Origin of the sequence: Rheinheimera salexigens (assembly GCF_001752395.1) — a bacterium.
GTDB classification, from domain to species: Bacteria; Pseudomonadota; Gammaproteobacteria; order Enterobacterales; family Alteromonadaceae; genus Alishewanella; species Alishewanella salexigens.
In genome coordinates this window covers 2829082-2854670 of the sequence record NZ_MKEK01000001.1, presented here as the reverse complement: position 1 = coordinate 2854670, position 25589 = coordinate 2829082, and the positions used below count along the sequence as shown (strand labels likewise).

Sequence of the window (25589 nt, the reverse complement as noted above, 5' to 3'; positions counted from 1 at the left end):
GCGTAGCAATGAAACGTGAACAATTTAGTTCTAGTCTCGGCTTTATATTAGCCGCGGCAGGCTCAGCAGTGGGGATTGGCAACTTAGTCGCTTTTCCGGTGATGGCCAGTAAAAATGGTGGCGCAGCATTTCTTATTATGTACGCTTTTTTTGTATTCTTTATTTGTTTACCTGTAATGCTAGCAGAAATGAGTTTGGGTCGACATACTCGGCAAAACCCACTGGGTGCTTATACCGAAATAGGTAAGTCTGCCGCTTGGCGTGGTGTAGGTTGGCTTTCTGTACTGACGCCTTTTATGATTGGCGTATTTTATTTAGTTATCACCGTATGGATATTTGGTTATTTGGCTAAATCGGTGATGGGCCAATTAAATGAACTAGCAGCTGCCAATAGCTTTGGTAGCTTTATTAATAGTGACGAGCTATTTATTTATATGGCTGGTGTAGTTGGCTTAACCTTCTTAATTTTGCAAGGTGGCGTTAAACAAGGTATAGAAAAAGCCGCTAAAGTATTAATGCCATTGTTATTTTTAATGCTAATAATCTTAGTTGGCTATGTGTTAACTTTAGAAAATGCCATGTTAGGCGTTAAGTTTTTCTTAGTACCAGATTTTACTAAAATGACCGGCGAAGTGTTAAACGGTGCCTTAGCGCAAGCGTTTTTCTCGCTATCTTTAGCAATGGGTATTTTAATTACCTATGGCTCTTATATTCAAAAAAACAACAATATTGTTCATGCCGGTAAGATGGTGGCAGGGTTATCATTATTAGTCGCGTGTTGTTCTGGCTTATTAATTCTACCTGCAGCGTTCTCGTTTAATCCTGATATTCAAATTAGTGAATTATCAGAATCCAGTATCAGCATGATCTTTACCTTTTTACCGAAGATATTTTTAGCCATGCAGGCTGATATTGGTTACTTAGGGGCGTCCTTTGTTGCCAGTTTCTTCTTTTTATTAGTGTTCTTTGCGGCATTAACATCGCTAGTGTCCATTATCGAAGTGCCCGTTGCTAGCTTAATGGATGGTAAAGGCGTAAGCCGCCGCACAGCCTTATATACATTAGGTGGCGCTATGATAGTGCTGGCGATTATTAGTGCCTTATCGTTTGGCAGAGTGGATATTTTCACTAGCTTAACCAGTTATGGTGCAGGCGCTGATGGTTTAGCCATTAATAAATCATTCTTTGATTTAATTTATGATATTTTTTACGAAACCATATTGCCACTTAACGGCTTGCTGTTATGTTTATTTGTGATTTATCGTTGGAAAAAAGTGAACTTAGATGCGGAAATTAGCCAAGGTAATAGCAGCTTTGCTGGCTCCATAATGCAAAAATACATTAACTTTTCGTTAGGCACCTTTATTCCTCTTATCTTAGCGGTGATATTTGTAAATACCGTATCTACGATTTTCTTTGGTAAAAACTTATTGTTCTAAGTAATCCAATATTCAGATTAAGGCAGCTTCGGCTGCCTTTTTTATTTTAGCTTATCCAGCTTGGTAGATATTACTGATCAGTTACATTCAGTATATATGTGTAGATATGGTTATTGATCTAATTAAAGACGCAATAAAAAAGGCAGCTATTAGGCTGCCTTTTTCTATTTATCTACTCTGTCTATCTATTCTGGCTATCTACCCTGATTGGGCAAGGATAAAACTAAAAGAGTTATTTTTGCTGCATTCTTTGTTGCAGAATGCTAACGATATCAGCGATATTTAATAACTCTTTTTCGCCGCTGCGACGATTTTTATATTCGACTTCTTGGTTGTCTAAGTTGCGCTCACCAATAACAATACTGTGAGGAATACCAATAAGCTCGATATCGGCAAACATCACGCCTGGACGTTCTTTACGGTCGTCAAAAAAGACTTCAAAGCCTGCAGCCGTTAATTGATTATAAAGCGCTGTAGTGGCTTCTTCAATGCGTACAGATTTGTGCATATTCATTGGTATTAAGGCAATTTGAAACGGCGCTATAGCGTCTGGCCAAATAATGCCATAATCGTCATGATTCTGTTCTATAGCTGCGGCGATGATGCGCGATACACCGACACCATAACAACCCATGGTCATTATCTGATGCTTGCCAGCTTCGTTTAATACGCCAGCTTTTAAGGCTTGAGAATAAGTTTCGCCAAGTTGGAAAATATGGCCAACTTCAATACCGCGTTTTATTTCAAGCTTGCCTTTACCGCAAGGGCTGGCGTCGCCAGCGACGATGTTACGGATGTCGGCAACTTGATACTTAGTTATATCGCGATCCCAGTTTACGCCGGTTAAGTGATAACCGTCTTTATTCGCACCCACTACAAAATCCGCTAAATGCGCAGCACTATGATCAACAATAACCGGTACTTGTATATTAACAGGACCGACAGAACCGGCACCGGCATTTAATAAATCGCGTAATTCTTGCTCAGAAGCAAATTCTAACGGTGATTTAACCTGTGCCAACTTCTCGGCTTTAATTTCGTTTAATTCGTGGTCGCCGCGTAAAACTAGAGCAATTAATTGTACGGTTTTACTGGTATTTTTTGCATCATCTGCAGTAGCAGCATGGACAAATAAAGTTTTAGCAATTTGACTATTATCGACATTTAATAACTGAGCGACGTCTGCGACAGTGCCTACATTAGGCGTAGCAACTTCGGCCATCTGTTGACTTGGCGCAGGGCGTTCACCTGTTGGCGCAATCGCTTCGGCCATTTCGATATTGGCGGCATAATCGCTGCCATCAGAAAAGGCGATAGCATCTTCACCTGAAGCGGCAAGAACATGGAATTCATGTGACATACTGCCACCAATGGCGCCCGTATCCGCAAGTACAGGGCGAAAATTTAAGCCTAAGCGATTAAAAATATTACAATAAGCCTGATACATAGCATCGTAGGTTTTTTGTAAGCATTCTTGGCTTAAGTGAAAAGAATAGGCGTCTTTCATTAAAAATTCGCGAGCACGCATCACGCCAAAACGAGGGCGGCGTTCATCACGAAACTTAGTTTGAATTTGAAATAGGTTTAACGGTAGTTGCTTATAGCTAGTGACTTCGCGACGGACTAAATCGGTGATCACTTCTTCGTGCGTTGGGCCAAGGGCAAAGTCACGATTGTGTCGATCTTTAAAGCGTAATAGCTCGGCGTCCATTTTGTCCCAACGGCCAGATTCCTGCCATAACTCTGCCGGTTGTACCATCGGCATTAATACTTCGATGGCACCGGCTTTGGTCATTTCTTCACGAACAATTTGTTCAACTTTACGCAAAACACGCACACCTGTGGGTAAATAGGTGTACATGCCTGAAGCAACGCGACGGATCATACCTGCACGCAGCATAAGCTGATGACTAATTATTTCAGCATCTGCTGGCGTTTCTTTAACGGTTGAGAGTAAATACTGGCTGCTGCGCATGGTGATCTCTATATGATGCAGTAAAAAATTAGCGCTATTCTAGCAAGCCAGCGCGGTCAATTCTATTACTGTTATTTAAGTTGTTATTTAAGTTGTTATTTAAGTTTAATCTGATGTTTTATCAGCTTGTTACTAACTTGTTGTTCTGCTTGCATACCACCGACAGAATAAATGCTGCCATTAATATCTACCAAGCTATTTAAGTCCATAATAGCAGTGCTGTTTTCAGCACTTAACCATTTTTGTTCTGCTATAGAATACAGCCACACTTCGCTGCTCGGTTCTGCCGGTTGTTGATTATAGCCAATACCGTTATAGCGATGCGCGGTTGTACTGCCTCCAATAAACGCAATAACTTTTTGACCGGCTACTTCAGTCGCGATGGCGGCCATGCGAAAACGTGCCTTACCCGTAGGGTGAGGAATAACGCGCCAATCAATACTGTTGGCATTATTACCTACCACCCCTAAGTAACAAGCGGCTTCGGCTCTAAGCTGACGAGGTTTATCAGTAAAGTAGTCTATGGTTACGCCATCACATAACAGCATTTTATTATCGACCATGGCACCACTTAAGCCAAACACACCTTTACCAGGTAACGGGGTGGCTTGTGACCAGCGCTGGGTATAGTTATCAAAGATTTGAACTAAATTAACATTACCATAATCACTCCAACCACTGGCCAGATAAATGTAGCGATTTTGGTAAGTTAGCGCGACGTTATCACCAATAGGTACTGGAATATCATTTAACTTGGTATAACGTTTGGTGACGGGATCTAAGCGATAGCTATCCTCAGAAGTTTGTACACTGCCATCAGCGTTAACGGTGTAGCCACCAAAGATAAAGAAATTATTATTTAACGCTGTTGCGCTTGCTGCAACTCGACCATTAAGGTTTTGCTTGCTGGGCACAGCAGGTAACTGTTGCCAATTAAAATCACCTAAGGTGTGCATCCAAACATGGTTATGCATGTCGCTAAACTGTTTACCTGGGGCCAAACCTAGCATGGACACAATATAGGTTTTACCGCGTAAAGTAACGCTAGCAACCGAATTGCTGGTTACTGGCTCAGGTAAGTCAGGTATTGTTTGGGCGAAGCTGGCACTGCTGACTAGTGCGATAAGCGTTACGCTAAGGTAACGGATGGATCTCAGTAACATGGTTTTGCTCTCCGTTCACTGTCCATTTAATATTGTAGTGGTAAAGGGTCATACCATATTGCTGTTCGCCACTACGCTGTTTTTTATATGATGGACGTGGATCCTGTTTTAACACTTTTTCTATAAAGCGTTGTAAGTCAGGGTATTGTAGTTGCTGCTGACAAAAAATTGTCGCTTGGCTTGAGAAGCTCACTTGCATTGCTGTTTCGGGTGCGGCATCGGCAAAACCACTGGCAGCGTCAGGTAAAGCATCGGCGTAAGGTAAATAGGGTTTAATATCTAAAATTGGCGTGCCATCCAGTAAATCAATACCACTTAATTTTATGATTAATTTATCTTTTTTTCGTTCAATACCTTCAAACTTTACCACAGATAAACCAATAGGGTTAGGCCTAAACGTGGCACGGGTAGCAAACACGCCTTTACGGGCATTGCCGCCTAAACGTGGTGGCCGCACCATTGGCGACCAACCTTTATCCGCAGTTTGATGAAACACAAATACTAGCCAGAGATGACTAAAGCTATCGAGACCTCGTACTATAGTGTCATCGCTGTAATCTGCTTCAAGAATTATACTGCCACGGGCTTCTTCAATTAAACCCGGTTGACGTGGAATAGCAAACTTCTGCTTATAAGGTGATGAAATATAACCAATAGCTTTAAACTGAAATGAATCCATGACTTCCTATTTAGTAACTAACGACAGAAGACTAATCATGGGATAGGTCTAAAGTGTAAATGTCATCAATGCTATCGCAAGTTGAATGGCTGACCCTTAAGTCTTTAACTCGGCCATTACGCAAGCTGTATACCCAGCCATGCACGGCTAAAGATTGGCCACGATCCCAAGCTTCTTGCACAAAACTGGTATGGCATAAATTACTGACTTGCTCTTTAACATTAAACTCGATTAATCGATTTAAGCGCTCTTCTTCATCTAAAATATCGTCGATTTCTTCGCGATGCATCGAATAGACGTCTTTAACATGGCGTAGCCAGTTATCGGCAAAGCCAACCCGTTGTTTCAACATAGCCGCTTTAACACCGCCGCAGCCATAATGACCTACCACCAAGATATGTTTAACTTTTAAGATCTCGATGGCATATTGCAGTACAGATAAGCAATTCATATCGCTGTGTAAAACTAAATTAGCGACATTGCGATGGACAAATAACTCGCCAGGTAACAAGCCTACAATTTCATTAGCAGGCACGCGGCTATCGGAACAGCCAATCCATAAATATTCAGGAGCTTGTTGCTCGGATAACTGCTTAAAAAAGCCGGGTTGTTCTAATTCAATCCGGTCGGCCCATTCTCTGTTATTAACAAATAGTTGTTTAAACTCTGGCATACTAATATTCCGCGCTATAACAATCGAGCTAAAATACCTTATTTTAGCTTAATCTGCAGCACCGACCAGCGTTAAACCGATAAATGCCGCGATAAAGCTCAACTAAATTAGGTTATGTTAAGATAAATTGCTAACCAATGACTGAGTCGCTGACTATACTCTTATTAGCATGTTATATGAATGGAATTTAACTGAAAGGAATCAATATGATCCCCGTAATATTATCTGGTGGCTCTGGTACTCGGTTATGGCCTTTATCCCGGGCAAAAAAGCCTAAGCAGTTTCTACCGTTATTGAATGATAAAAGTATGCTGCAAAATACAGTTTTAAGGTTAAAAGGCTTAGCTAATTTACAGCAACCGATAGTGATTTGTAATGAAGACCATCGCTTTATGGTGGCAGAACAATTTAGAGAGTTAGGCCAAGGCACGCCGACTATTTTACTTGAACCACAAGGCCGCAATACAGCCCCAGCGATCGCGGTAGCCGCATTGCAAGCATTGCAAGTTGATACCGACCCAGTGTTATTGGTGTTAGCGGCCGATCACGCTATTAAAGATATTCCTGCTTTTCATCAAGCCATTGAGCAAGCTTTGCCCGCGGCAGAAGCGGGTAAGCTAGTCACCTTTGGTATAGTGCCCACATCCGCTCACACTGGTTATGGCTATATTAAACAGGGCAAAAGCTTAACTGAATCATTGTCTAGCAATGTGTTTACGGTGCAAGCCTTCCAAGAAAAACCTGATGCTGTGACCGCGCAAAAGTTTGTTGATGGCGGTAATTATTTTTGGAATAGCGGCATGTTTATGTTTAAAGCCAGTGCTTTTTTAGCGGAGTTACGGCAGTTTTCGCCCGATATTCTTCAAGCTGTAGAACAAGCGTTAGCGTTGGCAAAAACAGATTTAGACTTTATTCGGCTGGATAATGAGGCTTTTTCTGCCAGTCCATCTAACTCAATTGATTATGCGGTAATGGAAAAGTCGGCCAATGCGGTAATGGTAAGCCTAGATGCCGGTTGGAGCGATGTCGGTAGTTGGGATTCATTATGGCAAGTGATGGCTAAAGACGAGGCCGGTAATGCCTGTCGCGGTGATGTGATGTTAGAGCAATGTCGTAACAGCTATATTAATGCTGAAGAACGCTTAGTCACTGTTATTGGTTTAGATGATGTCATCGTGGTTGAAACAAAAGATGCCGTGTTAGTGGCCAATAAAGCTCATATTCAAGGCGTGAAAAACATCGTATCAAAACTGCAAAGTTATGGTCGTAGCGAGGTGGAATTTCATCGCGAGGTATTTAGACCTTGGGGTAAATATGACTCGATCAATAATGGTGAGCGGTTTCAGGTTAAGCATATTACGGTGAAACCAGGCGCTAAGTTGTCGGTGCAAAAACATCATCATCGTGCCGAGCATTGGGTCGTCGTCAGCGGTACGGCATTAGTGCGCAATGGCGATAAAGAGTTTTTAGTGTCTGAAAATGAATCCACTTATATTCCACTAGGCGTTATTCACTCCTTAGAAAATCCAGGCAAAATTGCGCTAGAACTAATAGAAGTGCAGTCGGGTAGTTATCTTGGCGAAGATGATATTGTGCGATTTGAAGACAAATATGGTCGGGATTAAGATGGAAAAGCTATCTTGTTTTAAAGCTTATGATATTCGCGGACGCTTAGGTACTGAACTTAACGAACATATCGCCTTTTGTATTGGCAGAGCTTTCGCCCAATATTTACAACCTAAGCAAGTTGCATTGGGTGCCGATGTGCGAGCAACCTCAGAGCGCTTAAAATTGGCGTTAGCCTTTGGCTTAATAACCGAGGGTGTTTCTGTTATTGATTTGGGCATGACAGGCACTGAAGAAGTGTATTTTGCGGCGCAATATTTAGATATTCAAGGTGCGATTGAAGTTACCGCTAGCCATAACCCAATTGATTATAACGGTATGAAGTTAGTGCGGGAAAATGCTCGGCCTATTAGTGGTGATACTGGCTTAGTCGAGATAAAACAGCGCACATCAGCATTCTTAGAACAGCCATTTGCCCAGGATGCGTTTGAACAGTTTTGCCAGCAATGTGCAGCTGTCGCACCAGAGCAATCCATTGCAATAGCAAAAGCTGAATATGCAAGACAATCAATATTACAGCCTTATATCGCTAAAATGTTAAGTTTTATTGATTTGGCTAAACTAGCCCCGCTTAAGCTAGTGGTGAATGCCGGTAATGGCGCAGCAGGTCATGTAGTTGATGCTATCGAGCAGCAGTTTATAAAGCAAAACATACCCATAACCTTTATTAAACTGCAGCATCATGCGGATGCGAGCTTCCCTAATGGTATTCCTAATCCGCTACTTATTGAAAATAGAACGGTTACTGCTGAAGCGGTGTTGCGGCATAAAGCCGATATGGGCATTGCCTGGGATGGTGACTTTGATCGCTGTTTTTTATTTGATCATCAAGGCCGCTTTATAGAAGGTTATTATATTGTCGGTTTATTAGCCTCAGCTTTTTTGCAACAGCAACCTGGCGCTAAAATTATTCATGACCCGCGTTTGTATTGGAACACCCAAGCCATAGTGACTAAGCATGGTGGTCAATCAATATTATGTAAAACTGGCCATGCCTTTATTAAAGAGCGGATGCGTACAGAAGATGCAATTTATGGTGGTGAAATGAGTGCGCATCATTACTTTAAAGACTTTGCCTATTGTGATAGCGGGATGATCCCATGGTTATTAGTTGCAGAGCTCATGTCTACCAGTGCTAAGTCGTTATCTAATCAAGTTGCCAATATGATAAGCGAATATCCGTCTTCTGGAGAATTAAATTTCACATTAAATAATCCTGAATATAAGATGAATGTGATTAAAAAGAAGTATAGTTATATGGCTAAACTCATTGATTATACCGACGGTATAACTATGGAGTTTGATAGTTGGCGCTTTAACATTAGACTATCAAATACAGAGAGTGTTTTAAGATTAAATGTAGAGTCGAAACAAAATTATGTATTAATGAAACAAATGACGGCTGAAATCATATCTATATTAACAGCAGCTGAATAATAGTGATTGTTTGTTTACTATAATTTAGTTTAATTTCTTTATTTATAATGACTTATTGATTATGCTTATGCAACGCTATATCACTGGAGAATACAATGTCATTGTTATTAGAGAAACGCGAACTAAAAAAAGCAGCCAAAGAGCTTACATTAGTAAAGCTAACTGAGGTTATTGAAGTATTAAACGCTGTTTTAGCTGAAAGACAAACCGAAGTGGAGCTAATTGAGCAGTTAGAAACCTTAGCTAAATCACAAGGTTTTACGTTAGAGCAGTTAGGCTATAAGCAAAGTACAGATGTATTGCCGACAGAGGTTGGCGCGGCTAAAACCAAAGCAGAAAAGCGACCGGTTAAACCAAAGTTTAAAACCATCAATAAAGAAAGCCAATATTTTTATGTTGAAGATGGTCAGCTACAATTGTTGCGCACTCATACTATGAAAAAGGGCTTACAAGCTCGTGGTATTAATGTGTTGCCTGTGGCAGAAGTCGATAAAAAATATAGTAGTCAAATAGATCGCTTAATTGCTGATGCGACAGAGCAAGCGGTTAAGAATTTCAATAATAAAGTTGATAGCTGGAATGAATGGGCGCAAGTTAATGGCGGCGAAATCCTAACCAAAAAATAACTAAGCCAGAAGTAACTAAGTCAGAGTTAAAGCTGCAGTATATTACAACATTAGGCAAGTCTGACTTTGGCCTGTTTAAAGCCAAGTCAGCTTGCCTAACGTGTATTCTTGTTCAAGATGAGCGAAACACTACATCAGTATCGGACTGATAGTGCTATTTTATAGTATTAGATAGCATTAGCGTTTTGGCTGGGCATCTATTGATTGGCCATTTTCGTTAATACTATCGTCACTCATTAAATATAAATATAACCACATTAAATCAGCCGGTGTTTTCAGCTTGGTTATATCTTCTGCTGGATAGGCACCGCTGCGCATGGCAGTACGTGTAGCGCCAGGATTTATGCAATTAACCCGCAGATTAGTCGATTCAAACTCGTCGGCCATAACTTCCATTAAGCCTTCAGTAGCAAACTTTGATACCGCATAAGGGCCCCAAAATGCTCGGCCTTTTCTACCTACACCTGAAGACGTAAAAACAATAGACGGTTTGGCTGCTAAACGCATCACAGGTACTAGCGCTTGTGTCATTAGCATGGCAGCCGTAACATTAACTTGCATAATGTCTTGCCATGTCTCTAAATCGATATGCTCAAAGGGAGTAAGTACGCCTAAAATGCCTGCATTGTGCAATAAGCCATCTAAGCGACCAAACTCATTTTGAATAGTGCTAGCCATATCGCGATAATGTTTAGCGGTAGCGCCTTTTAAGTCTAGCGGCACTATAGCGGGCTCGGCACCACCATTGGCAATAATTTCATCATAAACAGCCGTTAGTTTTTTAACGGTTCTGCCTAATAAAATAACCGTAGCACCATGGGCAGCATAAGTAAGGGCTGCTTCTTTACCAATTCCATCACCGGCGCCAGTAATAAGAATAACTTTGTTTTTTAGTGCGTCTTTTGACGCTTGATACTGTTGCATAATAATAATCCACCGCGGTCAAAAACGGCGTCAGCATACGCTTAAAATGCGAAATTTGCATCTTTCTTCCTTTATTGTGTATTTTTCAACTAGCGATTTCTGTTTTATTGAGTTAACTTTAACTGGTCGTAGCTGTTAATAGCTAAATTTGGCGAAAAGATTTCAAATAAGCAGAGTAAGCTTTTGCTTTGCAAATAAAAAAATAGAAATTAGGACGGGGAGAGATTATGAACAAGCTAGCATTAAGCATAGCTGTTGCGGTTGCGCTAGGACTAACCGCCTGCGGTGACTCGCTACAAGATATAAAAGACGACGCGCAAGCTAACCCAATAATACCTTTATCACGCGTGGTATTTGATCCAGGCGCATCAACGCCGCGGCTATCGGTACCCAACGATTTATTATTCCAAGGTACAACCGATGGCACTTTAACTTTAGATGCGGGTGATTCGCCTGATTATACTAATCCACAAGTTGCGCTTGGCGCCTTGGATGGTTGGTCTACTCAGAATCCATTTGCAATAGATATCGACTTTACTGCTGGCGTAAGTTTAGATGCCACTTCAGCCAGCCAACCAGGTGCAGTGAAAATCTTTGAAATGTTAATGGGTGATCCAGCCTCTAGCGATGAAAGCTGTCGTGCAGTGCCTCGAGGTTTTGCCTGTAAAGCGGTTGGTGAATTAACCTTCGGTCAAGACTTTTATACTGCAGCTAATGGTAATAGCGTTGCCGTCATTCCATTAAAACCATTAAAGCCTAAAACCAGCTACATGGTAGTATTAACTTCGGTTTTACAAGACAGTGCTGGTAATACTATAGCGCCATCAACGTCGTATGAGTTGGTAAAACAAGATTTTGCCACTAAACCGTTAAGTACTGAATCACAACGTAATTTACAACAGTTAATTAATGGCTTTGAAAATGCAGTTGCAGCACAAGGCGTTAATAAAGATACCATTATTTATACTGCCGCTATGACGACTCAATCGGCGGGTGATGTATTAGCCTCAATTAAAGGTTTAATGGCACCTAGCCCATTAAACAATAATACTCCACCAGTGCTAATGGCTAGCAATACCGGCATGTTAGTATCTGATATTATATTTCCAGGCCAAACCATAGCTGATACGCCGGCAGATCCACGTTTTATGTTTAAATTAGCCCGTTATTATAGTGGCACAATTAAGCTGCCATACTATTTAGGTGAACCAACAGAAGCGAATCCTTTAGCACCATTAAATACCCGCTGGTTAGCACGTTGTGATAGTGGCGCTATTATTGCTGCCTTACCGGCATCAATGAAACCAGAAACACCAGTGTCGGCCAATGATGCTTATTGTCAAGGCGCTAGTGGTGGAGCTTTGCGCGATTTAACCCAGTACGATGCAGAGGGTAATGTAACGTCTAAACTTGATAAAGCTCGTCACTTAACGAAGTTTAATACCATACCTGCTACAAATAGTATGCAAACCTTAGATGTGCAGATTACTGTGCCAAATACTGATTATCCTAGCATTACGATGCCAGAAGCGGGTTGGCCGGTAGTGATATTACAGCACGGTATTACCTCGAAAAAAGGTGATATGTTAGCGGTTACAGGTGCTTTATCGTCACAAGGTTTTGCTACTGTTGCCATTGACCACCCATTACATGGTACACGTGGCTATAGCGTAGAAGTTCCTGCTGCTGATGGTACAACTAAAACGGTTGTAATTAACGCAAGCACTAACTCTGCTACTGACTATATGAACTTATCTAACTTATTAGTCACTCGCGATAATTTAAGACAAAGTATTGCTGACATGCTCGGTTTACGTTTAGGTTTAAACTTTGCCCAAGGTGTCGACTTAGACATGTCTAATGTACAATTCTTAGGTCACTCACTAGGTGCTATTACAGGTACCTCTATGGTGGCTATGGCAAATAGCCCAACGGGTAATCCGGCGTTAGATGGTTTGTATAATATCAAAACGGCAGCTTTAGCTATGCCAGGTGGTGCTATTGCAAACTTCTTATTAGATTCGCCTTCTTTTGGTCCACTTATTAAATCAAGTGTAATGCTGGGTGCCGGTGGGGCGACTGCGCAATCTTATATTGACTTTGCAACGGTTAATAACGGTTGTGGTAAAGCATTAGTACCGCCTTTTGCTGCTTGTTATCCACCATTTGTTGAGTACTTACAACAAACAGGTAATACCGCGGCATTAACGGCATTAAATACGGCTTTTACTAAGTTTGCTTTTGCTGCGCAAACAGTAACTGATGCTGGCGATCCAAATAACTACGCTCAACGCTTAGTGGTTTCAGGAACACCTAGCTACTTGATTGAAGTAGTTGGTGATGGTGTAGATAACTTACCTGACCAAGTGGTGCCTAATGGCTTTGCTAATCCATTAGCGGCATTACAAGCGGGTAAAATGCCATTAGCAGGTACCGAGCCATTAGCACGTTTACTAGCGGCTACTGCGATCCCTGATACTGCGGGTCCTGCTCTGTTAGAAGGCAATGCAATTGCTCGCTTCGCTGCAGGTGACCATAGTTCAATCCTAAGCCCAGCGACTAGCGCTGCAGCAACAACAGAGATGCAAAAGCAGACAGTGAGTTTCTTTGTTAGCCAAGGTGCGGCAGTAGTAGTTAATGATGCAAGTGTAATTGCACCTGCTAATTAATCTTTAGCAATACAGTTAAAAAGCTCGGCTTGCCGAGCTTTTTTTATTGCTAATTGTTTCTCTATTTTTATAACCAGTTACAATGGCATAAGACATTAAAGAGGGCACTGGATTGGAATTTATATACGAATATGGTTTATTTTTAGCAAAAACAGTCACTTTTGTATTGGCTTTTGCTGTGATTGTTTTATTGATAGTGGGTGCAGCTGCTTCTAAAGCGCGGCCCAGTAAAGCACAATTAATTTTTAGCGATTTAACCGAGCAATACCATCAGCGCGTAGAGCAAATGCAGCAAAAGCTATTAAATAAAAAACAATTTAAAAGCTGGAGTAAGCAACAAGCTAATGCAGAAAAGTTATTAACAAAACGCTTATATGTAGTCGATTTTAACGGCAGCATGGATGCCAAAGAAGTGGATGCATTGCGCGAAGAAGTCACGGCAATATTGTCAGTAGCAACGCCTGAAGATGAAGTGCTATTGCGTTTGGAAAGTGGCGGTGGTGTGGTGCATGGCTATGGTTTAGCCGCATCTCAGCTAGATAGGTTACGCCAACAGAATATTCCCTTAACCGTAGCGGTAGATAAAGTCGCGGCTAGCGGTGGCTATATGATGGCCTGTATTGGTCATAAATTAATTGCAGCGCCTTTTGCCATTATTGGCTCTATTGGCGTGATTGCCCAGTTACCTAATTTTCATAAATTGCTGCAAAAGCATGATGTTGATTTCGAACAATTTACCGCTGGCGAATTTAAGCGCACAGTAACTTTGTTTGCCAAAAACACTGAATCTGGACGGGAAAAATTCCAGCAAGAATTAGAACAAACCCATCAATTATTTAAACGTTTTGTTCAAGACCATCGACCAGAACTAGAAATAGATAAAGTGGCTACAGGTGAGCACTGGTTTGGTTATCAGGCATTAGAGTTAAATTTAGTTGATATGTTACAAACCAGTGATGATTATATGCTGTCACATTTAAGCACACGGCATATTTATCAGGTTAAATTTCAATTAAAAAAAGGCATCGCAGAGAAAATTGGTGTTGGCTCTGCCGGTATATTGTCTATTTGGTGGCAAAAAATAGCGCAGATCTCTAGGTTATCTTAATGCAGGCCGAATTTTGGCTAGCCTGCTGGGAAAATGATCACTTAGGTTTCCAGCTAGATGATGTTCATCCAATGTTGCAGCAACTTTTGCCACAGCTAGCCTTACCGGCGGGCGATGTATTTGTGCCGTTATGTGGTAAATCTTTGGATTTAGCGTTTTTAGCCCAGCAGCATAATGTGGTGGGAGCTGAACTGTCCGACATTGCCTGTCGTGATTTTTTTAGCCAGCAGCAGTTAATACCAACAGTTAGCCAGCCCGTTGCCGGTTTTACTTGTTATAGCGCGGAGTTTAAAGCTAAGCGCATAAACCTATGGCAGGGTGATTTTTTTAATTTACCCAATCAAGCGGTGGCAAATTGTCAGTTTATTTATGATCGCGCCGCTTTAATTGCACTACCTGCCGATATGCGACAGCAATACGCAGCTAAGTTATTAAGCTTATTTAAACTAGGTGCACAATTATTATTGATAGGGGTTGAGTACCCGCAACAAGAAAAAAATGGCCCACCGTTTAGCGTCAGCGCAGCGCATATACAGGCGTTATTTCCTAAAGCAGACATTCAGGTATTAGCCGAGCAAGATCTTACCAATAAAGGCTTTGCAAGACGCAAGTTTGCCGTATCAAGGTTAATTGAAACGGCATATTTAATTACGTTGAATTAATAAAATTACGATTAACGAAAATTGCTAAGCAGAATGCTGAACGTAGGATAAGATTTGCCCTACAGAGCTATTATAATTCTCGATAGGGCAATAAGTGGTAAATGAAACAGGCTAGGCTGACTAATTTCGTAACTTATTAAAGTCGATATTTTCCTCTTTAACCCCAGCTTTAGGGTCGTTGTAGACATCAATATCAAATTCTTTTTCACTCTTACCGACAATACACGACACCATGGCATCACCACAAATATTGACGGCCGTACGAGTCATATCTAGTAATCTATCCACACCAATAATTAAGCCGATACCTTCAACAGGTAAACCAACCTGCTGTAACACCATGGCCAGCATAATGAGCCCTACGCCAGGTACACCTGCTGTACCAACAGAGGCTAAAGTTGCGGTAAGAATAACCATTAAAAAGTCAGTTACTGTTAAGTCTACGCCAAACACTTGGGCAATAAATACCGTAGCAACACCTTGCATAATGGCCGTGCCATCCATGTTAATCGTGGCACCCAGTGGGACGGTAAAGGAGGCAATACTATTTTTAACGCCTAATTTTTTAGTAACGGTTTCCATCGTTACTGGCATAGAGGCATTACTGCTAGAGGTGCTAAAGCCGAACAGGGCAGCATCACGCATTTTGCTAAAGAAAATACGTGGGTTTAAACCTGACACTACCTTTAACATCACTCCGTAAGTTACAAAGCCGTGTAGCAGTAGCACAAATAGCACTACTGCAAAGTATTTAGCTAAGCTGGCAATGGTTTCAAAACCTAAAGTGGTAAATAACTTAGCCATTAAGAAAAATACACCATAAGGGGCTAAGTTCATCAGTAACGTGACTAACTTCATAATCACATCACTTAAGTCAGTAAATACAGCGGCTAAGCGCTCACCGGCTTTACCACTCATGGCCATGGCTAAACCAAACAGTACGGCAAAAACAATAATTTGCAGCATATTGCCTTTAGCCATCGATTCTATTGGGTTACTGGGGAATATATTGATAAATACTTGCGATAAAGACGGCGCTTCACTCAAGCTAAAACTGGCATCTGTTTGCATTTGCACGCCAATACCAGGACCAATGATTAATGCTGCAAAAATAGCTAATGAAATCGCGATAGCGGTTGTTAGCAAATATAAACCGATGGTTTTACCACCAAGCCGTCCTAAACTTGACGTGTCGGACAGTGAGCAAGTACCACAGACTAGCGAGACAAAAACTAAGGGTACTACCAACATTTTTAAGCTGGCGATAAAAATTTCACCACCAACGTGGAATAAGCCATCAACAAAGAACGCTTTTAAAGCAAAGTCGAAACCAAATATATAAAGCATGCGCTCTTCTTGGCCTGCCAAGATGGTGTTGAATAAAAACCCAACAAAAATACCGGCACACATACCAATAACAATGCGTGCGGTTAACCCTAATTTTTTATTTTCGGCCATAACTTCTGACTAATAATGAATATTGAATGGCGCTAAGCCTAACAGGTTGTGTTATAGATGGGCAGATAAAGGCAAAAAATTATTTTAAAATTGAAATGACCTTTATCTGGTTATTAGTTTAAGATACTCTTAATATTAACAAAACTATAAATAATAAGAAAAGCTAGGGAGAGTTTACATGCGGAATGTCCAGCGACTTTTTGTCGCGCTATTAATTTCAGCACTGGCCGCTTGTGGTGGCGGTGGTACCCTGAATAACGATAACAGTGGTGGCGGTAATGGTAGCACTGTTGTTTACTCATTGGCTGTAGCGTTAACTGACGCAAATGGCTCAGCATCTACAGCGCTATCGCAATCTACCCCTCTAACGGTGACAGCAACACTAAGTGCTACCAATAATGGTGTAATAGCAAATAAAGTCATTAATCTTGCTGTTAGTGACTCAGCATTAGCCTCTTTTGGTAACACTGCTGGTACTGCTCTGACCGACGCTAATGGTGTTGCAACAATAGCATTGCTAGTAGGCTCTAAGTCAGGTGCAGGGCAAGTTGATGCCAGCTTTAGCGATGTAACAAGCAATGCCGGCTTTGTCTCTGCTGGCGATGGTGGTGACTCTGTTGATATTACTATCGGTGGCGTGTCATTAATTGCAGATACTTTACAATTAGGCTCAAGCTCAACTGATAAAGTTGAGTTAAGTGCTTTAGTGCGTGATTCTAATAATGTTGTTGTTGCGGATGTGCCGGTAACTTTTTCAACCGACTCTGGTGAATTAGTGCAAATAGATGCAGTAACAGCAGCAAACGGTATTGCGCGAGCGACTTTAACCACGAAAACAGATAAAAATAATCGTGATATTACGGTTAGAGCAACGGTACAACAGCAGACATCTGAATTAATAGTAAAGGTTAAAGGGACTGTTGTTGATGTATCAGCGCCAAACTCAGTAGTCTTAGCCGATACAGCAACCATTGATATCTTTGTAACCGATTCAAGTGGCGTAGGCATTCAAGGTGTAACGGTTGCTGTAAGTTCATCTTTAGCCAATACATTAAGTGAAACTAACCCAGTAACGGTTGGCACTGCAGGTAAAGCAAGTTTAAGTTATACCGCCGTTAATAGTGGTAACGATACCTTAACCATAACCGCTTTAGGTGTGACTAGCTTTGCAAATATTAACGTCAGTGCAGATGCTTTTGCTTTTCAACAAGCAGCTGCTGAAGGCGAAAATGTGTTAGAAATTGATTTAAGTGCAGCGCAACAGCTTTCAGTGGAATGGTTAGTTAACGATGCGGCTAATGTTGGCCAACTTGTCACCTTTAATACTACCCGTGGTGCTATTGCTAGCACAGTAGCGGGCTTAGCTAATGCTGTAACGTCTGAAGATACAACCGATGCAGCTGGTGTAGCAGAAGCCTTTGTTCGCTCTGAATATGCTGGGTTAGCGACAATTAGTGCTCGTGGCGGTGCAGGTGAAGACGCAGTTAGCACGAAAAAAGTGGTTGAGTTTATCGCAACTAATCCAACTAAAGTAGAAGTGCAAGCCTTCCCAGCACAAGTTGGTCCGGGTGAAAGTAGTGCAGTACGGGCAATTGTTCGTGATGCCAATAACAACCCAGTAAAAGGTCGCACGGTAGTATTTTCGTTAGATAATGCTGCAGGTGGAGCTATCAGTTCAGGTACAGCTGTAACTAACTCGCAAGGTGTCGCCTCTACGGTATTTACTGCTGATGCCAATACTGGTACCGGCTTTGATGGTTTAAATTTACAAATACATGGTGCTTTAGAAGCAGATAATACTATTGCTGGCATGACAGATATAGCAGTGGGTAAACGGACATTATTCTTCCGCTTTGGTACGGGTAATGCCATTGCTAAGCCAAGTGCCAGCCTGTATTCGAAAGAGTTCTCAATTATCGTAACTGATAGTTCAGGTAACCCTGTCGCGAATCAAGAGTTAAATGTCGCCGTTGTGCCTATAACATTTGGTAAAGGTTTTTGGGTGAAATCACCACCACCACCAGAAGAGTTCAAATTATGGGCCAGTAATCGGGTTATTACTTGTCCAAATGAAGACGTAAACTTTGACGGTATTTTAGAAATTTCTGAAGATACTAATGGTGATGGTTTACTAACCCCAGGTAACGTTGCTACCGTGCCAAGAACGGTAACAGCGGATGAAAACGGTATTGCGACCTTTAATGTGCAGTATCCGCAGGATTATGCCACATGGTTAGATGTAAGGTTGCAAGTTTCAGGTACTGCTGCGGGCACTGAAAACGTAGCGCATCGCTTATATACTCTACCTGTTGCAGCCGAGGATGTGACGGTTGAAACGTCACCACCGCCAGCAAATCCATTAGGTGTGCAAGCAGATTGTCGCACGACAATTTAATATACAAAGTATGAAATCAATAAAAAAGGAGCTTCGGCTCCTTTTTTATTGGTTCAATAAGCATGTAGTCAACTTGTTTAAATGGTAACTTAGATTGCTAGTTGTTAATTTTATTATTTGTAAGCTATGGTTTGAAAACAGACTGTGCTTTACAGCGCTGAAAACTACTAAACAAAAAATTTTTTCTGGAGCCATTTAATGCGTACTAATATGCTACTCCTGAGTTTGTTGATGCTAACCCCTACTGTACTGGCCAATAACACTAACTTAGCAAATCAAGTAGAAGCTTTATGGCAAGTTAAAAATTATCAGGCTGCGCAGGCGTTATTGGCTGATAAAGTAAATAAAAAATCGAAAGATAGCCAATTACTGGCGTTATGGGGTGAAACAGAAGCTAAGCTTAACAATATTGACTTAGCGGAGGAGATTTTAAAAAAAGCGATTCAGCTTGATGGCAGTAATGCCGATTATCAGCATTGGTATGCAACAGCCAGTTGTAATAAAGCTGCTTCGGTAAGTATGTTTAGTGCTTTAGGTTATGCTAAGCGCTGTAAAAAGGCCTATGAAGCCGCACTAGCGTTAGCACCAGAGCATCCTCGCAGTTATATAGCCCTAGGTAGCTATCTTGCTCAAGCGCCTAGTATTGCCGGGGGGGATAAAAAGGCTGCTTTAGAGTTAGTGAATCAGTTAAAAAAAATAGATGAGCTGCAAGGCTTGTTATTAGAACTTAAGATGACTGACTTTAAAGATGAAGCTATGTTTGAACAGTTTTTAGCCGATAAGGAAATATTAACGCAGCGCCCAGAAGCCTATTTTTATCGTGGCCAGCAATTGTCATCGAGTGAAGATTACAGCGGCGCTATAGGTTATTTTCAACTGGCATTACAGCAAGCTGCTGTGGATGATGATGCGGTAACAATTTTGGCTGAAACACGATATCAGTTAGCACGCAATGCTGTGTTGGGACAAACAGCAGCAACTGAAGGTATCGTGGTATTAACTCAATATTTAACGGAATCGACAGATGCTAAGCGAAATGAATGGGCGAAATATCGCTTAGCACAATTGCACTTATTGAATGATGACAAAGGGAGTGCTCAGTTGATAGTTGATGAATTACTTGCAACCACGCAAGACGAAAAATTAAAACATGCACTAAGCGATCTTTAGAAGATAGATGTTCAATGTCAATCGAGCAAAATACCAAAATATCGTAATAAATAAAATGCAAGCAGCCAAGGCGTTTAGCTGTAATAGTTCAGATAAGAACGCCTTGAAAGCTTATTAACTGGCCGGTATTAGTTACTGCTACACACGCTGAAACTGATACACAGAGCCTAGATCTAGTAGCTGAGTAAGCTCATCTAACGCTGTGCGCGATTCAACTAATAATTGCGGATCAGCTAAGTCGGCTTCGGCTAGTTCATCGCGGTAATGCTTATCTACCCATTGATTAAGCTCGCTAAATAAGCCGTCACTCATGATAACACGCTGATTAACCGCAGCTTGTTCTTGCTCGCTTAACACTACGCGCAGCCTTAAACAGGCCGGGCCGCCGCCGTTTTGCATGCTTTGTTTTACATCATAATACTGCACATGTTTAATAGGCGTGTCGCGCTGCACTAATTGCTCTAAGTAGCTATGCACGGTGGCGTTATCACGACATTCTGTTGGTGCAATAATAGCCATCTCACCATTACTTAATGTAATGACTTGGGTGTTAAATAAGTAAGTTTTTATCGCTTGTTCAACACTTATCTCGTTAGTTTTTACTTCAATAAGATGCAACGCTTGGTCATTACCAAATTTGCGCTGCACTTCGGCTAATTTAGTTTGGCTATCAACAAAAGCTTGTTGATGGTAAAACAAAACATTTTGATTCCCCACGGCAATGACGTCATTATGAAACACACCTTGATCAATAACGTCTGGGTTTTGTTGCATATAAACTACGTGGCTGTCTTTTAAACCGTGTAGCCGAGCAACGGCTTCACAGGCTTCTAAGGTGTGCCTAGCAGGGTAGCGAGTTGGCGCTGGTTTGCTGCTATCGAAGGCATGACGGCCATAAACAAAAAGTTCTACGCCGGTTTTTCCATACTGGCTGCAAAGTCTGGTATGATTTGCCGCGCCTTCATCCCCAAAGTGATCATTATCGGGTAAATGTGTATGATGCGCGAAATGATTTGGATCACGGAACATAGCCTGTAAAATATTACCGGTTGTGTTAGGTTCTAAAGACCGATGAAATTTATTGGTTAAGTTGGCTGGGGTAAAGTGTACTTTACCATCAGCGGTATCAGCGCTAGGCGAGATAGTTGCAGCATTTGCTGTCCACATGCTTGAGGCTGAACAAACGGCTTTAAACACTGCAGGAGCTTGTTTAGCGGCTTTTGCAATAACGGCAGCATCTGAACCAGTAAAGCCAAGACGGCGTAATGTATGAACATCAGGGCGCTCTTGCGGGGCAAGTACACCTTGCACCATGCCAAGGTCATGTAAGGCTTTCATTTTACTCAGGCCTTGCTTAGCTGCTTGGCGAGGGCTAGATTTGTTTTTAGCGTTAGATAAAGAGGCTATGTTGCCGATAGATAAACCAGCATAGTTATGTGTTGGCCCTACTAGGCCATCAAAATTTGCTTCAATAAATTTCATAGTTGCTTGTTATCCTCTTTAGGCATGGCACGGTTGCTATTATTTCTGCAGTCATTAAGATGCGCCGTTTTATGCTGGTTATGATACCAGTAGATAGCGCAGAAATTGAGTAGATTTGCATAATAATCAGTTTATTCACTTGTCACAACCGCGGTTTACGGATATACGTTAAAAAGCAACTTAATTGGCAAGCACTAAAATTTAGTTAGGGATCTCAGGATTAAGATGGCGAAATCACTGGTAATAGTCGAATCACCGGCAAAAGCAAAAACAATTAATAAATACCTAGGTAAAGACTTCGTAGTTAAGTCTAGCGTTGGGCATATCCGCGATCTACCCACCAGCAGCAGCAAAGAAAAATCTGCCGCTAAAAAAGAATTAAGCAAAGAGCAAAAGCAATATCAAGCTTTGGTTGATCGCATGGGTATTGATCCAGAACATGGCTGGAAAGCCCGCTATGAAATATTACCCGGCAAAGAAAAAGTCGTTAAAGAATTAAAAGCCCTCGCAGAAAAAGCCGATATTATATATCTGGCAACGGATTTAGACCGCGAAGGGGAAGCCATTGCATGGCATTTAAAGCAAATTATTGGTGGTGACGACGCCAGATTTAAACGCGTTGTGTTTAATGAAATCACCCAAAATGCCATCCAAAATGCATTTGAAGAACCCGGTATTGTTAACGAAGATAGGGTAAATGCCCAACAAGCTAGGCGCTTTTTAGATCGCGTTGTCGGCTTTATGGTATCGCCACTGTTATGGAAAAAAGTAGCCAGAGGGCTATCTGCAGGTCGGGTACAATCGGTAGCGGTGCGTTTAGTAGTTGAGCGTGAGCGGGAAATAAAAGCCTTTGTTCCTGAAGAGTATTGGACAGTAACAGCTGATACCACAACGGCTGCTGCAGATGCATTACAACTTGATGTTACTAAACAGCAAGGCAAAGCGTTTAAACCGGTTAATAAAGCCCAAACCGAAGCGGCTTTAGCTGTACTTAAAACTGCAGAATTTAAAGTTCAAGAGCGTGAAGACAAACCAAGCAGTAGCAAACCACAAGCCCCTTTTATTACGTCAACCTTACAACAAGCGGCCAGTACTCGCTTAGGTTATGGCGTGAAAAAAACCATGATGCTTGCCCAGCGTTTATATGAAGGCGGCCATATTACTTATATGCGTACCGATTCGACAAACTTAAGCGCTGAAGCAGTAGCAACCTGTCGTGATTATATTGAAGAAAACTTTGGTAAAAAGTATTTGCCAGAGAATCCACTCAGTTACGGTAGCAAAGCCAACGCACAAGAAGCACACGAAGCGATACGCCCTTCAGAAGTAACCGTATTAGCCTCTAGCTTAGGTGATATGGAAGCGGATGCACGCAAATTATATGAATTAATTTGGCGTCAATTTGTTGCCTGTCAAATGCCTCCGGCGCTGTACGATGTCACCAATGTTATAGTACAAGCGGCAGACTTTGAATTACGCGCTAAAGGCCGAGTATTACGCTTTGATGGTTGGACTAAAGTACAACCTGTTGCTAAGCGTAAAGGTGAAGAAGACAGCCTGCTACCTGATATTAAACCTGGTGATGTTTTAGAGTTAAAGCAATTAAATGACACCCAGCATTTTACTAAACCTACCGCACGTTTTAGCGAAGCCAGTTTAGTAAAAGAGTTAGAAAAACGCGGTATTGGTAGACCTTCTACCTATGCGTCGATTATTTCGACCATTCAAGACCGTGGTTATGCCCGAGTGGAAAATAAACGTTTCTATGCCGAAAAAATGGGTGAGATTGTCACCGATAGGTTGGTAGAAAACTTTAGCGATTTAATGAACTATGACTTTACGGCCAATATGGAGCTGAAGTTAGATGATATTGCTAATGGCCAAGCGGCTTGGCGTAAAGAATTAGATAGTTTTTATGCTGATTTTCAACAAAAATTAAAAACGGCTGAGTTAGAACCAGAAAACGGTGGCATGCGGGTTAATCAATTTGTACTCACTGATATAGCCTGCCCAACGTGTGAACGACCAATGGGTATTCGTACCGCATCTACCGGTGTGTTTTTAGGCTGTTCTGGTTATAACTTACCACCTAAAGAGCGTTGTACTACTACTCTTAACTTAGTGTCTGGTGACGAAGCCATTGCGGTATCGGATGATGATGAGCATGAAACTGAAGTCTTAAGACAGAAAAAGCGCTGCCAAAAATGTGGCACTGCGATGGATAGCTATTTAATAGATGAACAGCGTAAGCTGCACGTTTGTGGTAATAATCCCGCTTGTGATGGTTACGAAATAGAGCAGGGCACCTTTAAGATTAAAGGTTATGACGGTCCACTAATTGAATGCGATAAATGTGGCGCTGATATGCAGTTAAAATCAGGCCGTTTTGGTAAGTATTTTGGTTGTACTAACACAGAGTGTAAAAATACCCGTAAATTGCTCCGCAGCGGCGAAGCAGCACCACCAAAAGAAGATCCAGTACATTTACCTGACTTAAAGTGTGAGAAGTCAGATACCTACTTTGTGTTACGTGATGGCGCTGCCGGTTTATTTATGGCAGCGGCAACGTTTCCAAAATCACGCGAAACTCGAGCGCCGCAAGTGGCCGAGTTGGCAAAATATCGCGATATTATTTCACCGAAATTTTATTACCTCGCCGATGCACCAAAGAAAGATCCAGAAGGCAATTTAGCGGTAATACGCTGGAGTCGTAAAACCAAGCAGCAGTATGTGATGTCTGAAAAAGATGGCAAAGCAACGGGCTGGTCAGCTTGGTACGAAAATGGCAAATGGGTTGTAACGAAAAAAAGTAAGCTAATTAAATGTTTACCATAAAAAATACTCGCATCTGCGAGTATTTTTTTTCATAACACTAAACACTAAACACTAAACACTAAAGTGTATATCCGGATCGGTTTACCCACACTAACACGCCGTAAACCCATCCCTGGGGGCTCATTTCCGCCCGTCCAGGGCTGCAATGGTTAGTTTAGGGTAAAACCGTTCCTCAATAATTTATCTTAGTCAGCCCACACTGAAAACTCAAAACTTAAGTGTATATCCGGATCGGTATACCCACACTAACACGCCGTAGACCCATCCCTGGGGGCTCATTTCCGCCCGTCCAGGGCTGCAATGGTTAGTTTAGGGTAGAACCGTTCCTCAATAATTTATCTTAGTCAGCCCACACTAAAAACTCAAAACTAAACACTCAAAACTCAACACTCAAAACCTACCACTTACGTTTCGGTCCAAACAGCTCGTCCATATCTTTAGTATCTTTTTCTTCTTTTTTAACTCTGTCTCTAGCATTACCATCTTTTAATTGGGTGGCAATACTTTCTAAGGTGAGAATAACTTCAGATTGGCGCGCAGTAACGTAGTCATCTTGATGGGGAAAATTGCTTAAAGCAGCTAAAGCTTTTTCAAAGTATTGTCTGGCAGAACCCAACATGCCGTTTGATCTCGCTTTTAAACCACGCTTAATTTGGCTTTCTACATTAATGCGTAATTGTAATGTTTCTAAGCGTTTATCTTCTTCAATAACCACTTGAGTATCAACATTACCTCTGGCGTGTTCACCTCGTAACACCAGTCGCAACTTCTTAATACCTTTAATCATACTAATCAGTTGCTGATCATTATCTGGCAAGGTAAGGGCATCATTGAAATGATTAACTTTAGACTCATCTGCGTTTAAACGGGACTCGGTTTCATTTAACCGATGCCGTAAGTCTTTTGCTTTTGGTTCTAGATCGACCATGGCTTTTAAGGTAAAGCTAATGCGCTTTAACAGCATTTGGCTAATAGCAGGCGACAGGGGCACATTAGATGAATTTAATAATAATTCTTCACTGTCTTCAAGCATGGCGCGCAGCTTACTATATTCAGCGCGCTTTAACGCCGCTAAGCGTTCTTTGTGTTGCTGAATGGCACTGACAATTATACCAATAATAATAAGGGCAACTATCAATACAATGATCAAAGTTAACAGCATTTAGACCTCTTAATAAACTGCTCGTAAGAGCCTATAATGATGAACAAACGTCAATTAAGTGTAAATTTAGCTAAAGACATAGCAAAACACATACCAACACACAGGC

Annotated in this window: 18 protein-coding genes; 10 read left to right on the top strand and 8 right to left on the bottom strand. The window is 41.5% G+C overall.

Going from position 1 to position 25589, the window contains the following annotated elements:
• Nucleotides 1–8: 8 nt before the first annotated feature.
• Complete coding sequence (locus BI198_RS13065) at nucleotides 9–1439, top strand: sodium-dependent transporter (protein ID WP_070049957.1); 1431 nt, start codon at nucleotides 9–11, stop codon at nucleotides 1437–1439.
• A 232-nt stretch (nucleotides 1440–1671) separates the two neighbouring features.
• Here BI198_RS13065 and BI198_RS13060 read toward each other — a convergent pair whose 3' ends face one another.
• From BI198_RS13060 to can, 4 genes are all read right to left on the bottom strand, one after another.
• Entirely contained in the window at nucleotides 1672–3414 is a 1743-nt protein-coding gene (locus tag BI198_RS13060; RefSeq protein ID WP_070049956.1) for a proline--tRNA ligase, read from the bottom strand.
• Nucleotides 3415–3509: 95 nt separating this feature from the next.
• Nucleotides 3510–4577 carry a Kelch repeat-containing protein gene (locus BI198_RS13055; protein ID WP_070049955.1) on the bottom strand — a complete coding sequence of 356 codons (1068 nt, stop codon included), beginning with the start codon at nucleotides 4575–4577 and terminating at the stop codon, nucleotides 3510–3512.
• A complete protein-coding gene (tsaA, locus tag BI198_RS13050; protein WP_070049954.1) occupies nucleotides 4549–5256 on the bottom strand; it encodes a tRNA (N6-threonylcarbamoyladenosine(37)-N6)-methyltransferase TrmO in 708 nt (235 codons plus the stop codon). The genes BI198_RS13055 and tsaA overlap by 29 nt, the downstream gene beginning before the upstream one ends.
• 31 nt (nucleotides 5257–5287) lie before the next feature.
• Nucleotides 5288–5929: a carbonate dehydratase gene (can, locus tag BI198_RS13045; RefSeq protein WP_070049953.1), complete on the bottom strand. Its 642-nt coding sequence runs from the start codon at nucleotides 5927–5929 to the stop codon at nucleotides 5288–5290.
• A gap of 206 nt (nucleotides 5930–6135) precedes the next feature.
• Between can and BI198_RS13040 the strand changes: the two genes are divergently transcribed.
• The 3 genes from BI198_RS13040 (at nucleotide 6136) to BI198_RS13030 (ending at nucleotide 9618) form a co-directional block, all read left to right on the top strand.
• A complete protein-coding gene (locus BI198_RS13040; RefSeq protein WP_070049952.1) occupies nucleotides 6136–7554 on the top strand; it encodes a mannose-1-phosphate guanylyltransferase/mannose-6-phosphate isomerase in 1419 nt (472 codons plus the stop codon).
• 1 nt (nucleotide 7555) lies between these two features.
• Entirely contained in the window at nucleotides 7556–8992 is a 1437-nt protein-coding gene (locus BI198_RS13035; protein WP_070049951.1) for a phosphohexomutase domain-containing protein, read from the top strand.
• A 95-nt stretch (nucleotides 8993–9087) separates the two neighbouring features.
• The gene (locus BI198_RS13030) at nucleotides 9088–9618 is read left to right on the top strand and encodes an H-NS family histone-like protein (RefSeq protein ID WP_070049950.1); all 531 of its coding nucleotides are present in this window, start codon (nucleotides 9088–9090) and stop codon (nucleotides 9616–9618) included.
• Nucleotides 9619–9795: 177 nt separating this feature from the next.
• Here BI198_RS13030 and BI198_RS13025 read toward each other — a convergent pair whose 3' ends face one another.
• The gene (locus BI198_RS13025; RefSeq protein ID WP_070049949.1) at nucleotides 9796–10542 is read right to left on the bottom strand and encodes a YciK family oxidoreductase; all 747 of its coding nucleotides are present in this window, start codon (nucleotides 10540–10542) and stop codon (nucleotides 9796–9798) included.
• Nucleotides 10543–10769: 227 nt separating this feature from the next.
• Here BI198_RS13025 and BI198_RS13020 point away from each other — a divergent pair, with 227 nt between their 5' ends.
• The 3 genes from BI198_RS13020 to BI198_RS13010 all read left to right on the top strand — a co-directional run bounded on the left by BI198_RS13020 (nucleotide 10770) and on the right by BI198_RS13010 (nucleotide 14981).
• The gene (locus tag BI198_RS13020; RefSeq protein WP_070049948.1) at nucleotides 10770–13211 is read left to right on the top strand and encodes a VolA/Pla-1 family phospholipase; all 2442 of its coding nucleotides are present in this window, start codon (nucleotides 10770–10772) and stop codon (nucleotides 13209–13211) included.
• Nucleotides 13212–13323: 112 nt separating this feature from the next.
• Nucleotides 13324–14319: a protease SohB gene (sohB, locus tag BI198_RS13015; RefSeq protein WP_070049947.1), complete on the top strand. Its 996-nt coding sequence runs from the start codon at nucleotides 13324–13326 to the stop codon at nucleotides 14317–14319.
• Entirely contained in the window at nucleotides 14319–14981 is a 663-nt protein-coding gene (locus BI198_RS13010; RefSeq protein WP_070049946.1) for a thiopurine S-methyltransferase, read from the top strand. Before sohB ends, BI198_RS13010 begins: the two co-directional genes overlap by 1 nt.
• Before the next feature lie 120 nt (nucleotides 14982–15101).
• Here BI198_RS13010 and BI198_RS13005 read toward each other — a convergent pair whose 3' ends face one another.
• Nucleotides 15102–16439, bottom strand: coding sequence for a dicarboxylate/amino acid:cation symporter (locus BI198_RS13005; RefSeq protein WP_070049945.1), 1338 nt, complete (start codon nucleotides 16437–16439; stop codon nucleotides 15102–15104).
• A 178-nt stretch (nucleotides 16440–16617) separates the two neighbouring features.
• Between BI198_RS13005 and BI198_RS13000 the strand changes: the two genes are divergently transcribed.
• Nucleotides 16618–18834, top strand: a complete 2217-nt coding sequence (locus tag BI198_RS13000) for an Ig-like domain-containing protein (protein ID WP_070049944.1) — start codon at nucleotides 16618–16620, stop codon at nucleotides 18832–18834.
• Between the two features lie 198 nt (nucleotides 18835–19032).
• Nucleotides 19033–20004 carry a tetratricopeptide repeat protein gene (locus BI198_RS12995; RefSeq protein ID WP_083256618.1) on the top strand — a complete coding sequence of 324 codons (972 nt, stop codon included), beginning with the start codon at nucleotides 19033–19035 and terminating at the stop codon, nucleotides 20002–20004.
• A 138-nt stretch (nucleotides 20005–20142) separates the two neighbouring features.
• On the opposite strand, the gene astB is transcribed toward BI198_RS12995, so the two are convergent.
• Complete coding sequence (astB, locus tag BI198_RS12990; RefSeq protein WP_070049943.1) at nucleotides 20143–21486, bottom strand: N-succinylarginine dihydrolase; 1344 nt, start codon at nucleotides 21484–21486, stop codon at nucleotides 20143–20145.
• A gap of 225 nt (nucleotides 21487–21711) precedes the next feature.
• Between astB and topA the strand changes: the two genes are divergently transcribed.
• Nucleotides 21712–24321, top strand: coding sequence for a type I DNA topoisomerase (gene topA, locus BI198_RS12985; protein ID WP_070049942.1), 2610 nt, complete (start codon nucleotides 21712–21714; stop codon nucleotides 24319–24321).
• Between the two features lie 397 nt (nucleotides 24322–24718).
• Here the strand turns inward: topA and BI198_RS12980 are convergent, their stop codons facing one another.
• Nucleotides 24719–25483, bottom strand: coding sequence for a hypothetical protein (locus tag BI198_RS12980; RefSeq protein WP_070049941.1), 765 nt, complete (start codon nucleotides 25481–25483; stop codon nucleotides 24719–24721).
• Nucleotides 25484–25589 lie beyond the last annotated feature (106 nt).